The 13,568-nt window shown below is 27.8% G+C and carries 15 protein-coding genes; 6 read left to right on the top strand and 9 right to left on the bottom strand.

What is annotated here, in order from left to right; all coding sequences use genetic code 11:
- Positions 1-56: 56 nt before the first annotated feature.
- The 6 genes from GBG18_RS00655 (at position 57) to GBG18_RS00630 (ending at position 4,814) form a co-directional block, all read left to right on the top strand.
- Positions 57-779: a tRNA1(Val) (adenine(37)-N6)-methyltransferase gene (locus GBG18_RS00655; protein WP_152187417.1), complete on the top strand. Its 723-nt coding sequence runs from the start codon at positions 57-59 to the stop codon at positions 777-779.
- Positions 763-1,146: a YkgJ family cysteine cluster protein gene (locus GBG18_RS00650; protein ID WP_152187416.1), complete on the top strand. Its 384-nt coding sequence runs from the start codon at positions 763-765 to the stop codon at positions 1,144-1,146. Before GBG18_RS00655 ends, GBG18_RS00650 begins: the two co-directional genes overlap by 17 nt.
- Complete coding sequence (locus tag GBG18_RS00645; RefSeq protein WP_152187414.1) at positions 1,122-2,444, top strand: tetratricopeptide repeat protein; 1,323 nt, start codon at positions 1,122-1,124, stop codon at positions 2,442-2,444. Before GBG18_RS00650 ends, GBG18_RS00645 begins: the two co-directional genes overlap by 25 nt.
- Positions 2,441-3,232: an indole-3-glycerol phosphate synthase TrpC gene (trpC, locus tag GBG18_RS00640; RefSeq protein WP_152187412.1), complete on the top strand. Its 792-nt coding sequence runs from the start codon at positions 2,441-2,443 to the stop codon at positions 3,230-3,232. Before GBG18_RS00645 ends, trpC begins: the two co-directional genes overlap by 4 nt.
- 102 nt (positions 3,233-3,334) lie before the next feature.
- Complete coding sequence (locus GBG18_RS00635) at positions 3,335-4,576, top strand: DUF711 family protein (protein ID WP_152187411.1); 1,242 nt, start codon at positions 3,335-3,337, stop codon at positions 4,574-4,576.
- A 25-nt stretch (positions 4,577-4,601) separates the two neighbouring features.
- Complete coding sequence (locus tag GBG18_RS00630) at positions 4,602-4,814, top strand: tautomerase family protein (protein WP_152187409.1); 213 nt, start codon at positions 4,602-4,604, stop codon at positions 4,812-4,814.
- A gap of 23 nt (positions 4,815-4,837) precedes the next feature.
- Here the strand turns inward: GBG18_RS00630 and GBG18_RS00625 are convergent, their stop codons facing one another.
- The 9 genes from GBG18_RS00625 to GBG18_RS00585 all read right to left on the bottom strand — a co-directional run bounded on the left by GBG18_RS00625 (position 4,838) and on the right by GBG18_RS00585 (position 13,533).
- Entirely contained in the window at positions 4,838-5,518 is a 681-nt protein-coding gene (locus GBG18_RS00625; RefSeq protein WP_152187408.1) for a YggS family pyridoxal phosphate-dependent enzyme, read from the bottom strand.
- Between the two features lie 21 nt (positions 5,519-5,539).
- Positions 5,540-6,595 carry an RIP metalloprotease RseP gene (rseP, locus tag GBG18_RS00620; protein ID WP_152187406.1) on the bottom strand — a complete coding sequence of 352 codons (1,056 nt, stop codon included), beginning with the start codon at positions 6,593-6,595 and terminating at the stop codon, positions 5,540-5,542.
- A 9-nt stretch (positions 6,596-6,604) separates the two neighbouring features.
- Positions 6,605-7,150, bottom strand: a complete 546-nt coding sequence (gene pgsA / locus GBG18_RS00615) for a CDP-diacylglycerol--glycerol-3-phosphate 3-phosphatidyltransferase (RefSeq protein WP_152187404.1) — start codon at positions 7,148-7,150, stop codon at positions 6,605-6,607.
- The gene (locus GBG18_RS00610) at positions 7,150-7,932 is read right to left on the bottom strand and encodes an enoyl-ACP reductase (RefSeq protein ID WP_152187402.1); all 783 of its coding nucleotides are present in this window, start codon (positions 7,930-7,932) and stop codon (positions 7,150-7,152) included. Before GBG18_RS00610 ends, pgsA begins: the two co-directional genes overlap by 1 nt.
- A complete protein-coding gene (gene dapA / locus GBG18_RS00605) occupies positions 7,932-8,819 on the bottom strand; it encodes a 4-hydroxy-tetrahydrodipicolinate synthase (protein WP_152187400.1) in 888 nt (295 codons plus the stop codon). The genes GBG18_RS00610 and dapA overlap by 1 nt, the downstream gene beginning before the upstream one ends.
- A 2-nt stretch (positions 8,820-8,821) precedes the next feature.
- Positions 8,822-9,289 (bottom strand): globin domain-containing protein, encoded by a 468-nt coding sequence (locus tag GBG18_RS00600; RefSeq protein WP_152187398.1) that lies wholly within the window; start codon positions 9,287-9,289, stop codon positions 8,822-8,824.
- Positions 9,289-10,551 (bottom strand): M16 family metallopeptidase, encoded by a 1,263-nt coding sequence (locus GBG18_RS00595; RefSeq protein ID WP_152187397.1) that lies wholly within the window; start codon positions 10,549-10,551, stop codon positions 9,289-9,291. The genes GBG18_RS00600 and GBG18_RS00595 overlap by 1 nt, the downstream gene beginning before the upstream one ends.
- Positions 10,552-10,643: 92 nt before the next feature.
- Complete coding sequence (locus GBG18_RS00590; RefSeq protein ID WP_152187395.1) at positions 10,644-11,702, bottom strand: quinone-dependent dihydroorotate dehydrogenase; 1,059 nt, start codon at positions 11,700-11,702, stop codon at positions 10,644-10,646.
- Between the two features lie 121 nt (positions 11,703-11,823).
- Entirely contained in the window at positions 11,824-13,533 is a 1,710-nt protein-coding gene (locus GBG18_RS00585; RefSeq protein ID WP_152187393.1) for an ABC transporter ATP-binding protein, read from the bottom strand.
- Between the last annotated feature and the right edge of the window lie 35 nt (positions 13,534-13,568).

Here is a 13,568-nt window from a genome sequence, read left to right as displayed (position 1 = left end):
AAAACATATATAGGCTAAGCTTAGATACAATATCTAAAATATATTAAGGAAAATACTTGGTTTTATATCAACCACTAGATGGTTATTGCTACAATAGTGACACACATTTTTTATATAACTTTATCTATGAAAATATGAAAAAATTTAAGAATGTTAAAGGGGAAGTTTTAGATATAGGAAGTGGTAGTGGAATACTAGGATTACTAGTTTCTAGAGAATATCCTAATTTGAATTTAAACCAGTGTGAACTTCAAAAACCATTTCAGTTTTTTTCTTTAAAAAATGCAGAAACTAATAATCAAAAAACAAACTTATTTAAAGGCTCATTTTTACAAATAGATTTTGAAAAAAAATTTGATATATGTATTTCAAATCCACCCTTTTACCATTCAAATGTAATCAAGAGTGAAAATGAAAATATTAAGATAGCAAGATATAATGACTCTATGCCTTTAGAAGATTTTATACAAAAAAGTTCTCAAAGTTTAAAAAATTCTGGGAAGCTATTCTTCTGTTACGATGTGAAACAAATTAATGAAATACTATTATTCTTGAATAAATATAGTTTTAATTTAGAAGTTTTACAATTTGTTCATCCAAAAGATTCAAAAGATGCTACATTGATTTTAGTATATGCTAGAAAAGATTCAAAATCATTAACAAAAATCATGAAGCCACTATTTGTTTTTGATGGATTAGAGTTTACAAAAGAAGTTAAAAAAATATATGAAAAGTCATCAACTCACAGTATAAAGGTAGATATTGAGCAATTTAATTAAAAAAGAAGGCTTTGATTATGCCTTTGAAGCAAGTGCTTGTGATACATGTGCTGGGAATTGTTGTATTGGAGAGAGTGGTTATATTTGGATCACACTTCAAGAGATAAATTTTTTAGCAAAGCATCTTGAAATAAGCCAAGAAGAGTTAAGAGTTAAGTATTTAAACAAAATAGGTTATAAATACAGTATAAAAGAGGTAAAATTAGCAAAAAATAATTTTGCATGTGTATTTTTTAATTTAGAAAAGAAACAATGCTCAATTTATGAAGCTAGACCAACGCAATGTCGTACTTTCCCATTTTGGGATTATTTTAAAGAAAATGTAAAAGAGGTTTATGAAGAGTGTCCAGCTATAAGAACTATTTAGTTACAAGTACTTTACTATTTTTATTAACAGGTTGCAATTATATAGAACCTAAAATAGCTACAAATGAAGTAACAATAAATAATGCAAGTTTTAAAAAACAAAATACTAAATATTTTAATCTAGAAGATGAATATATAATGTATGCATTAGAGTATGAATCTCAAAAGAACTATAAAGCTTCACGAGAAATATATTTTAAACTTTTTGAAAATACAAATAATCATGAGTATTTAGTAAATTATTTAAACTCATCTTTTATATTAAAAGATTATGAGAGTGTAAAAAAATATGCTTCTTTAAATATGATTGAAGATATTAAAGAAGAAGAGTTGATTTTAAAAATGTATACTCTTTCTTTGCTAAAACTTAAGGAAAAAGAAGAAACAATTAAGTATGCAAAAAAATTAGTGAATAAGTTTTATCATGATAGTAATCATTCTTTATTAGCTAGTATTTATCTTGATTTACAAGAGTATGAAAAAGCTCTTGAAGAGTTTGAAAAAGCCTATAAAGTTAAAGGTACAGTTGAAACATTTCAAACAATAACTAGTATTCAATATAATTATACAAATGAAAAAGAAGAATCTAAATATAGAATATTAAACTATATAGAAAAAAACAATTATCCTTTTAATTTATCATTACAACTTTTATCATTTTATGAAAAAGATAAGCAAAAAGATAAAATAGTTCCTTTACTTGAAAAAATGCATTTTGAATATAAAGAAATGAACAAAAAAGTAGTTTTAATTAAAACGCAAGATTTATTAATAAGATATTTAATTAAAGAAGATAGTAAAAAAGCAATAGAGTTTTTAGAAAAAAACAGTATAAAAAGTAATATTTTATTGCAATTATATAAAAATGAAAATGAATTAAATAAAGCTAATTTATTATTAGATAAGTTATATAAAAAGACAAATAATTTAGATTATTTAGGTCAACAAGCTATACTTGAATTTGAAATGGCAAAAAATAAACAAATGGTTTTACCTAATGTTATTTCAAAATTTGATAAAGTGCTAGCAAAAATCTCAAATCCAATTTATGAGAATTATTTAGCTTATATTCTAATAGATTATGATTTAGATATTAAAAGAGGTTTAACTCTTATAAAAAAAGCATTAATTTTAGAACCAGATAATCTTGCTTTTATTGATACTTTAGCATGGGGTCTTTATAAAAATAAAGATTGCAAAAATGCATATATTCAAATGAAAAAAGTAGTAGATAGTGCAGGTTTAGATGATGAAGAAGTTAAATTACATTGGGAAAAAATTAAGGAGTGTACTAAGTGATATTAGATGAAATTATAGAAAGAACAAAAGCAGATTTAGAGATAAGACAAAAAGATATACCTTTAGATTTATTAGGAAGAACATTAGCTTCGAATCCTTTTGCTCCAAGAGATGTTAAACCATTTTTAACTGCAACTAAAGAAGAGCCAATTAGAATAATTGCAGAAGTTAAAAAAGCAAGTCCTTCAAAAGGTATTATAAAAGAAGATTTTAATCCTATGGAAATTGCACAAGCTTATAGTAATAGTGGAGCAAATGCGATTTCAGTATTAACTGAACCACATTATTTTCAAGGTAACTTAGAGTATTTAACTGCAATTAGAAGATATGTACCAACGCCACTTTTAAGAAAAGATTTTATTGTTGATAAATATCAAATTGTTGAAGCCTTAGTTTATGGAGCTGATTTTATTTTACTTATTGCAAAAGCCTTAGGTACAAAAGAAATGAAAGAGTTATATGAATATGCTTTACATTTAGGCTTAGAAGTTTTAGTTGAGATTCATGATAAAGAAGATTTAACAAAAGCTATTAAATGTGGTGCTAGTATAATTGGAATAAATCATAGAAACCTTGATACGTTTGAAATGGATATGGAATTATGTGATAAATTAATTCCAATGATTCCAAATGGAAAAATTATTGTTGCTGAATCTGGAGTTTCAAATGTTGACACGATTAAAAGATTATCAGGAATTGGTGCTGATGCTTTCTTAATTGGTGAGCACTTTATGAGACAAGCTTCAATTGAAGATGAAGTAACTAAGTTTAAAAACTCACTAAACTAAATAAATAGACCTTTTTGGGTTTATTTATTTCTAGCAATATTTGGATTGTTCAATTATAAATTTTTAGTTATAGTGATTTAATATTAAGTTAAAGGATCTATTTTGATTTATAAAAATAAAGATTTATGTAAAATACGAACAATTACAACTTTTCTGACTTTATCAAATGATAAAAGTACTTGGGAAGAAGAACTTCTTCGTGCCTGTAGTTTTTGTGAAAGTGTAAGTAAACAGTTTAATCAAGAGAATTATCAAGTCCAATCAATAAGAATAGTTACAAATGCTTTTGGCGAATACCTTGATACTTCATCTTTACAAAAAGCTAAAGATGACTTGTCTTTTATTTCAAGTATTCTAAAGAAAAGCACTACAAGCTTACGAATTAGATTTGCTATTGGTGAAGCTAAAACTTTTAATGAAATATCATTACTTCCTGAACTTATTTCAAGCTTTGGTGATTTAGCAAATGCTTGTGTAAATGTAAATATTGATGAAAATGAAATCTTAGATAATACGCTTATAAAAGAATCTGTAAAAGCAGTCAAAAAAATATCAGAAATAACACCAAGAGGTGAGGGTAATTTTAACTTTACTGTTAATTTTAACTGTAAACCTTTTATTCCATATTTTCCTGCTTCATATCATGATTCAAGTTTAGAAAATGCTTTTGTAATAGGTTTAGAAACACCTGATTTATTAGTTGAAGTTTTAAAAGATTTTAATCAAAAAAATCCAGATTTATCTCATAATATTGCACTTGCTTCTTACTTTAATATTTTAAAAGAAGCGCTATCTTATCATTGTAGTAATATTAAAAATATATTAGATAGGTTTGAAGAAAAAATCGAAAATAAATCTTCTTTTGTTTTTAAAGGAATTGATTCTTCAGCAGCTCCATCTAAAAATTGTTCCTCAATGGTTGAGGTTTATAAACAAATGGGTTTAAATTCTTTTGGAAGAAGTGGTACTGTAGAAATTTCATCGTTATTAACAAAAGTTTTTAAAAGTGTAAAAGAATTGCCTTTAGTTGGATTCTCTGGTTTAATGCTTGCTGTTGTTGAAGATGAAGGATTAGCGAAGGGTACAATTGATAAAGATTTTGACGTAAGAACACTTCTTACAAATAGTGCAATTTGCGGAATTGGACTAGATACTGTTCCAATTGAGGGAGATACTCCTTCTTTAAAAATTGAACAAATTATGAGAGATACTGGAACGATGGCTTTTAGATTAAATAAGCCCTTAACTGTAAGATTATTTCCAGTTCCTGGTTTAAAAGAGGGTGATATTACAAAGTTTGAAAGTGATGATTTATGTAATAGTGCTGTTTTAGCATTACCATAATCAAAAAAGAAAAAGGAGACTTAATATGCCACTAATAAACGTAAAAATGACACATGAAGATGGAGGTGCTACAAAAGAACAAAAAGAAGCACTAAGTAAAGGTATAACAGAACTATTTGCTAGTATTTTTGATGGTCGAGGTGCAAAATCTGCTGTTGTAATAATAGAAGAAGTTAATATGGATAATTATGCAATAGGTGGAAAAACAGTAAGTCAAATAAGAGAAGAAGCTAAATAAGCTTTTCTCTTTAGATTTAATTCTTAGTCTTTAAATAAAGTAGAACCAACTCTAATCATATTAGAACCACAAGCAATTGCAAGTTCATAATCAGAACTCATACCCATTGAACAATATTTTGCTCCTAGTGGTACTAATTCATCATAAATCTTTTTAGTTGTTTTAAATGATTCTCTTATAACTTTTTCATCTTCAACATGTGCTCCAATACTCATAATACCTTTTACTCTTAAGTTCGGACAAGTATCTAATATTTGTTTATATATTTCGACTGCAACTTCTGGCATTACACCTGATTTTGTATCTTCATACGCAGAATTTACTTGAAGTAAAATACTAAGCTTTTTATTTTTAGCTTGAAGTTTTTTATCTAACTCTTGTGCAAGTTCTAAAGAATCAATTGATTGAATTAATGATGGATTTAAATCAATTAAATTATTGATTTTATTTTTTTGTAAAGTTCCTACAAAATGCCATTCTAAAGGAAGTTCTTCTAATTCCTCAACTTTTGTTTTTAAGTCTTGCACTTTATTTTCTCCAAAAGCTCTTTGCCCTACGTTATAAAGCTCTTCTATCTCTTTTGAAGTTGAATATTTACTAATACCAATTATTTTAACAATATGATGCTCAGATATTTTAAGTCTAGCACCTTCAACTCTAGTTATTACATCATCTAAATTTCTTGTTGCAGTTAATTTATTCATTTTATCTCTTTATATATTTTATTATTTTAGAAAAATTCTATTTATGTCGTTGTAAATTCCAAGTAACATTAAACTACCAAGTATTACCCATCCAGCGATTGTTAAAAACATAAAAACCTTATCACTTGGTTTTCTTTTTGTAATCATTTCATAGATATTAAACATAATATGTCCACCATCAAGTGCTGGAATTGGAAGTAGGTTTAAAACTCCTAAGTTAACAGAAATTAAAGCAGTTATTGTAAATAGTGCAATTATACTTGATTGGCTTGCATCAGAAATTACTTTACCAATTGTAATAACTCCACCAATTTCACTACTTGGAATAATTCCTTGAATCAGTTTTTGAACACCTTGAAAAATCATTGTTGAAGAAAAAATTGTTTTTTCATATGCATATACTAATGACTCACTAAGTGATAAATCTAGTTGAACTACTTTTCCAGATGGGGAAATACCAATCATTCTTTTTTTGATTTTTTCTTTAAACATATTTTGCGAATCTGAAATATGTGGATTTATAGTTTTTGCAATAAGTTTATTATCTCTTTTAATATAGAACTTTAAAGCTCCTTGTGAGTTAACAATTATTTTTCCAATATCTTCCCAAGATTTAATTTCATGCTCATTTATTCTTACAATTAAATCATCTTTTAAAATTCCTGCATGAAAAGCAGGTGAGTCTTTTTGTACAGTTCCAATTTGTGCTGCAAATGTACTTGCACCCATAATTGCAATTGAAAAATAAAGAATGGCTGCTAGTAAAAAGTTTGCAAAGGGACCTGCAAATAATATTACAATTCTTTGCCAAGGTTTTTTCGTATTATAAGAATCATCACCAGATTCAATTAAAGCTGGATTTGAGTCATCTTGACCTTTCATTTTTACATAACCACCAAGAGGGATTAATGAAAACTGCCAAGTTGTACCTCTCCACTCTTTTGCAAAAAGTTGTTTTCCAAAACCAATTGAAAAAACGTGAACTTTTACACCAAAATAACGAGCAGCAACAAAATGTCCTAACTCATGAAAAAACACTAAAAATGAAAGAACAAGTAAAAATGTTATAGTACCCAAGAAAAACCTCTATATTTTAAAATAATCTCTAATATATTCATATCCTGAATATACTGTTAAAACAACTGCTAACCATAGAAGTTCAGTTGCAAATGGCCAATTCATAATTAAAAAACCAATAGCAATCATTTGAACTACTGTTTTTACTTTTCCAGCCATTGTTGAAGCTACATTTTTACCCTCATCTGCTGCTACTACTCGAAGTCCTGTTATAAAAAACTCTCTTGAAAGTATAATAAAAACAGCCCAAGCTGATGCTCTATCAATTACCATAAGACCTATAAATCCAGCAAGTACCAACATCTTATCAGCAAGTGGATCTAAAATCCCACCTAGTTTTGTCATTTGATTCCAAGACCTTGCAATATAGCCATCAAAAAAATCAGTAACTGATGCAATTACAAAAATAAGACCTGCAAAATAATCAAACCATGAAGGATGCCATGAAGAAAAGATAGTATTATCTCTATCTATAAAAAACCATAGCATTAGCGGAGCTAATGCTATTCTAAACAGTGCTAAAACATTTGGAAGGTTAAGAACTTTTTCTTTCATTATCTGAAAGTTGTTCCACCATCAACAACTAAAGTTTGAGATGTAATCCAAGAAGCATCATCAGTACATAAGAAATAACAAGATTGTGCTAAATCTTTTGGTTGACCAATTCTATTTAAAGCAGATAAGTCGATAGTTTTTTGTTTAACTTCTTCATAATTTGTAAATGCTTTTAGTGCATCAGTATCAATAGGACCACCTGAAACTGCATTTACTCTAATATTAAATTCACCTAATTCAGTTGCTGCATATCTTACCATTGCTTCAACTGCTGCTTTATTTGTACCATGACCTGAATAGTTTGGAATATATACTAAGTTACCAGTTGATGATAAAGATACTATTGCTCCACCACCAATTTTTTGCATTCTTTTAGCAGCTTGTTGCGCACCACAAACAAAAGCATTAACAGTTGCAGTATAAATATTATTTAAACCTCTAGGTTTTAATTTCATAAATTTACCATATCCACCAACAACAGCACGACCGTAAATCATCGCATTTGAGATAAAGAAATCAACTCTATCAAAATCTTTGTCTATTTCTAAAAATAGCTCTTTATACATTTCTGGCTCTAAAATATTAAATGGGTAACATTTACATTTTACACCATAAGTTTCTTCAACATCTTTACAGATATCTTCTGCAAATTCTTTGTTTGAATTGTAAGTAAACGCAACATTAACACCATTTTGTGCAAATTTATAAACACACTCTTTACCGATACCTTTTGTACCACCAGATATTACTAAAGTTTTTCCTTGCATTGTATTCTCACTCATTATTTTATTACCTCGTATTGTTTTAATATATTTTCTAATTTGTCCATTGTCTCTGTGCTTGGAGGAGTTAATGGAAGTCTGTATTCTAATGTATCTAATAATCCAGCCAAGTACATTGCTGCTTTAATTGGAATTGGATTACTTTCACAGAATAATACACAGTTTAAAGCATATAAATCTTCATTTATTTTTCTTGCTTCATCTAACTTTCCTTCTTCTATTGCATGAACTAATCTAGATTTTAGATTTGGAAGTAAGTTTGCAGTTACAGAAATAATTCCTTTACAACCATTTACTAACATAGGGAAATCAATTGCATCATCACCTGAAACGATAACTAAATCACTTCTTTGAGATAATAACTCTATTGTTCTATCTAGTGAACCAGTAGCTTCTTTTGTAGCATAAATATTTGGAATATCATCAAAAAGTCTAATAGTTGTATCTGCTGTTAAATCAACACCAGTACGTCCTGGTACATTATATAACATAAAAGGAATTTCAACAGATGTTGCAATTGCTTTATAGTGTTGATATAAACCCTCTTGAGTTGGTTTATTATAGTATGGAGTTACAGATAAAAGTCCATCTGCTCCTACTGCTTGTGCATGTTTAGCAATTTCAACTGCTTCATGTGTAGCATTTGAACCAGCTCCAGCAATTACTTTAACACCAGTACCTTTACAAGCTGCAACTGCAACTTCAATACAAGCTTTATGTTCAGCATGTGATAATGTTGCACTCTCACCTGTAGTTCCAACAGGTACTACGGCATCCATACCTTGTGCTATTTGTCTTTTAATTAAAGACTCATATTTTTCTAAATCAACTTTTCCATCTTTAAATGGGGTAATTAGTGCAGTCATTGCACCTGTAATAATTTCCATATTTATCCTTTTTTTACTACTAAATCTTCTAATTCTTGTTTTTCATCTACATTTACTGTGTGTTTTGAAAATGTTTCTAAAAAGTCCCAAAAACTCTGTTTTGCCTCATCTGAAATATCTGTTTTTCTTAAAACTTCTTCCATCGTTCCTAACCATTCTCTTCTTGCTTTTTCAGTAATTGAGAATTGTTCATGAGTTTTTAACATATCAAAATGTCCAACTGCTTTTGTATAATCTTTAGGACCACCTGCAGCTTCTATAAAAAACTTAACATTATGAGCTTTTACTTTTTCTAACTCTTCTTCATCTTGAGGAAAGAAATTTCCTATATCACTATCTACTATTAAATCATAGAATTCGCTAAATAGTTTTTTAAGACCTTCTTCACCCATTTCTTCAAGAAATATTGGCTTAGGGTATTCAAACTTTGGATTCTCACCCAAAGTTGTTTTACTTACATGATAGTTCACTATTTCTTTTCCTGCTTCAAAATAACAGTAGTAGAATTATTTTTTGTAAAGTATTTATTTGCAGCTTTAATTAAATCTTTTTTATTTAATGCATCAACTTTTTTCTCATAATCGAATAATGGCTTAATATTATCTCTTACAAAGTATGAACCATATAAAGATGCTACTGATGATGAACTCTCTAAAGAGAATATAAAATCAGCTTTAGTATTAATCTTAATTTTATCAAGATCTTTTTTACTAATATTCCCTTTTTTTACTTCATCAATAATTGCTAAAATCTCTTTCTCAACATCTTTAGCTTTAACACCTTCATTAGCAACTGCCATAAACATAAATAATCCAGGGTCTTTAAGCTCTAAATTATAAGCATATACAGAGTTAACTAATCTTTTTTCATCTACAAGTCTTTTTTGTAATATTGAACTTTTTCCTGAACTAAAGAATTCACTTAATGCAGAAAGTGCAACTTGATCTTTATGTTCAAAGTTTGGAATATGATAAGTAATTGCAAGCATTTGAACTGCTGAATCTTTTAAAATAGTAACTTTTTTAGCCCCATCTTGTTTTGGTTCAACTGTATGAATTTTAGAAATTATTTCTTTTTTATTTTTAATATCTTTAAAATATTTCTCTGAAGATGTAAATACTTCTTCTTTATCAATATCTCCTGCAACTACAATAATTGCATTTTTTGGTTGATAATAAGTAGAATGAAAATCACGAATATCATCAATAGACCAGTTTTTAATATCACTCATAAATCCAATTGGAGTCCAATGGTATGGATGATAAATATATGCATTGTTAAATAATCTAAATTGTAAATAACCCATTGGACTATTATCAGTTCTCCATCGTCTCTCTTCTGCAACTACATTTCTTTCAGGTTGAAACTCTTCATCTTTTAAAGTTAAGTTTTGCATTAAATCAGCAAATAAATCTAAAGATTTATCCATGTTTTTTGATGCTGATTTGATATAATAGTGGGTAAAGTCAAAAGAAGTAGAAGCATTATTAACTCCTCCAAAACCTTTAACGATTTCATCAAATTCACCAGCTTCTAAATTTTTTGTTGATTTAAAGTTTAAGTGTTCAAGCATATGTGCTATTCCACTTTTCCCCATTTTCTCATCTCTACTTCCAACTTTATAAAATATATCAGTTGAAACTACATTTGAGCCATTTTTCATAGGAATTGCAACTATTTGTAATCCATTTTCTAATGTCTTAGTATAATATTTTGGTAAGCTATTAGCCATTAATTCTCCTGTAAGAATGAATAATGAAACAAGAAAGAATAAAAAAGTTTTTATAATTTTTGTTGATTTCGTTAAATTCATTTTATCTCTACTTATTTTAAATCAGATCCGATAGCTTCAGTGATATTTTCATATCCATCTTTTGCCATTAGCTCTAAAATTTCTTCATTTATTTTTCGAACCATTGAAGGTCCTTCAAAAATCAGTCCTGAATATGATTGTACTAAAGAAGCTCCTGCTTTTATTCTTGCATATGCTTGCTCTCCTGTTGATATTCCACCAGCAGAAATTAGTATTGTTTTTCCATATAATTCTTTTGCAATTTCTTTAAAAATCGAATAAGATTTTTCTGTTAAACATGCACCACTTAATCCTCCAAAATCTTGACAATTTGGAACTAGTGAGTAATCAATAGTTGTATTTGTAGCAATTATTCCAGCTGCTCCTGCATTTACTGCACTTTTACAAAGTTCAATTGCTTGTTGTGCTTCCATATCTGGAGCAATTTTTAATAAAATTGGTTTATTTGTAAACTCTTTTGCCATAGTAAATAGTTCAGTAATAAACTTTTCATTTTGTAAATCTCTTAAATTTGGAGTATTTGGACTTGAAATATTTATTACTAAATAATCACTTGTTGCTTCAAATTTTTTAATTAACATTTTATAATCGCTTAATGCAAACTCTTCTGGAGTAGTTTTGTTTTTACCAATATTTACTCCAACAGGAATAGCTGCAGGATAAACCTCTTTTAAGTTTTTTAAAACTTTATGAGCACCTTCGTTGTTAAATCCCATTGCATTTTGTACACTTTTTTCTTCTGGATATCTAAACATTCGAGGTTTAGCATTTCCATCTTGAGGTTTTGGTGTCATTGTTCCAATTTCTGTAAAACCAAATCCTAGTGAAGGCATTGCTTTTACCATTGTTGCATTTTTATCAAAACCAGCAGCAAGTCCAACTGGGTTTGTAAAAGTTACACCAAATAGTTCTTGAGAAAGTTTAGAATTATTTTTAAAGTTCTTCTTTTCCATCATATTTTTTAAAATTTTACATTTTCCTACAATTCTTAAACCGCATTCAGCGATATTGTGAGCTGTTTCTGGTTCAAATTTGAATAGTACTTTTTTTACTGTGTTATAACAAAACAAGAATGGCCTTTTTTTAAAATTTAGATATTTTATCTAAAAATCGTTAAATATAAGTTTTAATGAAAATAAATGTTGTTTTAAAAGTCTTAAAGAGCTATATAATAGCTCTTTAAAGGGAGAGTTAAATATTTGCTAAGTTATATAATCTTTGATACTCTTTACAAGATTTTAAAAGATTTTCTTCTGTATTCATATCAATAATTTCACCATCTTTAAATACGGCAATTTTACTAGCATTTTTAATAGTACTTAATCTATGTGCAATTATAAATGTAATTTTATCAACACTTACATCATCTATTACTTGTGAGATAATTGACTCACTTTCATTATCAAGAGCAGAAGTTGCTTCATCTAAAATAAGTATTTTAGGCTTTTTATATAATGCTCTTGCAATTGCAATTCTTTGTCTTTGACCTCCTGATAAGTTTGTTCCAAACTCATCAAGTTTTGTATTTATACCATCTTCCATTTTCGATACAAAATCATAAGCGTGAGCTTGCTTTAATACTTCAATTACTCTTTTCTCATCTATTTCATAACCATAAGCAACGTTTGCACTTATTGTGTCATTAAATATATAAACTCTTTGTGTTACTATTGAAATGTTTTCTCTTAAAGATTTTAATGAAAGCTCATTTAATAAGTTGTCATTTAATTTTATTTCACCCTCAGAAATATCATAAAATCTAATTATAGTATTGATTAAAGAAGACTTTCCTCCTCCACTATCTCCTACAAGTGCAATTTTATCACCTTTTTTTGCTTCAAAACTAATACTTTTTAAAGCTTGAAAATCTCCATAGTTTAATGAGACATTATTAAATGATATTTTTTCTATATTTTCTGGAAACTCTTTATTTCCTGAAATAATTGTAGCTTTAGAATTAAGCATTTCATTAATTCTATCGTTTGCTGCAAGGGCATCTTGCATTTTATTATATAATGAAGATAATCTTTTAATAGGTGTATATAACATAAATAAAGCAGCAATAAATGAACTAAATGTTCCTGTTGTAAGCTCTCCTGAAATTACTTTTGAACCTCCAACTAAAATAACAGCTGCAAAAGCTAGTGATCCAATTATTTCCATTAAAGGAGAGGTTAATTCATTTGTTCTAACTGCTTTCATATTATATTTAAAGAAATTTAGATTATGAATTGAGAATTTCTTTGCTTCTATTTCTTCTGTAGAATTTGCTTTGATTATTTCTATATTATTGAAAGATTCACTTAATGATGATGTAATATCAGCATTTGATTCTTGTGATTTGAATGAAAGTTTTTTCATTCTTTTAGCAAGTTTTGATAAAGGCCAAATTGCAAGTGGAAGAACAACTAGTCCATAAAAAGCAAGTTCAGGTGAGTGATAAATTACTAAACCAATAAGTGCAACAATTGTAAGAACTTCTCTTATAAATTCTGCAACATAGTTTGAGACTGCTTGTTGAATTCTATTTATATCATTTATAATTCTACTTACAAGTTCCCCACCATGTTTTTTTTGAAAGAAATCCATATCTAAGTTTAGAACATGTGAAAAAAGTCTATCTCTTACAATTCTTGTAATATCTTGTCCAATAAAAGAGATATAATATGCTTGAATATATCGTCCAAAACCTTTTGCTGTATATAAAAGAATAACAAAAACAGGCATCATATATAGCATTTCTTCATCTTTATTAATAAAAATATCATCTAATAAAGGCTGAATAGCATAAGCAGTTCCTGCTGTTGCACTTGCAACTAAAATAATTCCTATGAAGGCATATATAAATTGAAGTTTATAGTTTTTATAAAAAGGGGAGTATTGTTTGAAAAATTCTTTCATTTAAATCCTAGTAATATTTATTAAAAAAGCCATTA

This window comes from Poseidonibacter ostreae, assembly GCF_009208075.1.
Classification (GTDB): Bacteria; Campylobacterota; Campylobacteria; order Campylobacterales; family Arcobacteraceae; genus Poseidonibacter; species Poseidonibacter ostreae.
Note: the sequence above shows the minus strand (reverse complement) of the source record. Positions and strands in the feature narration are given on the sequence as shown.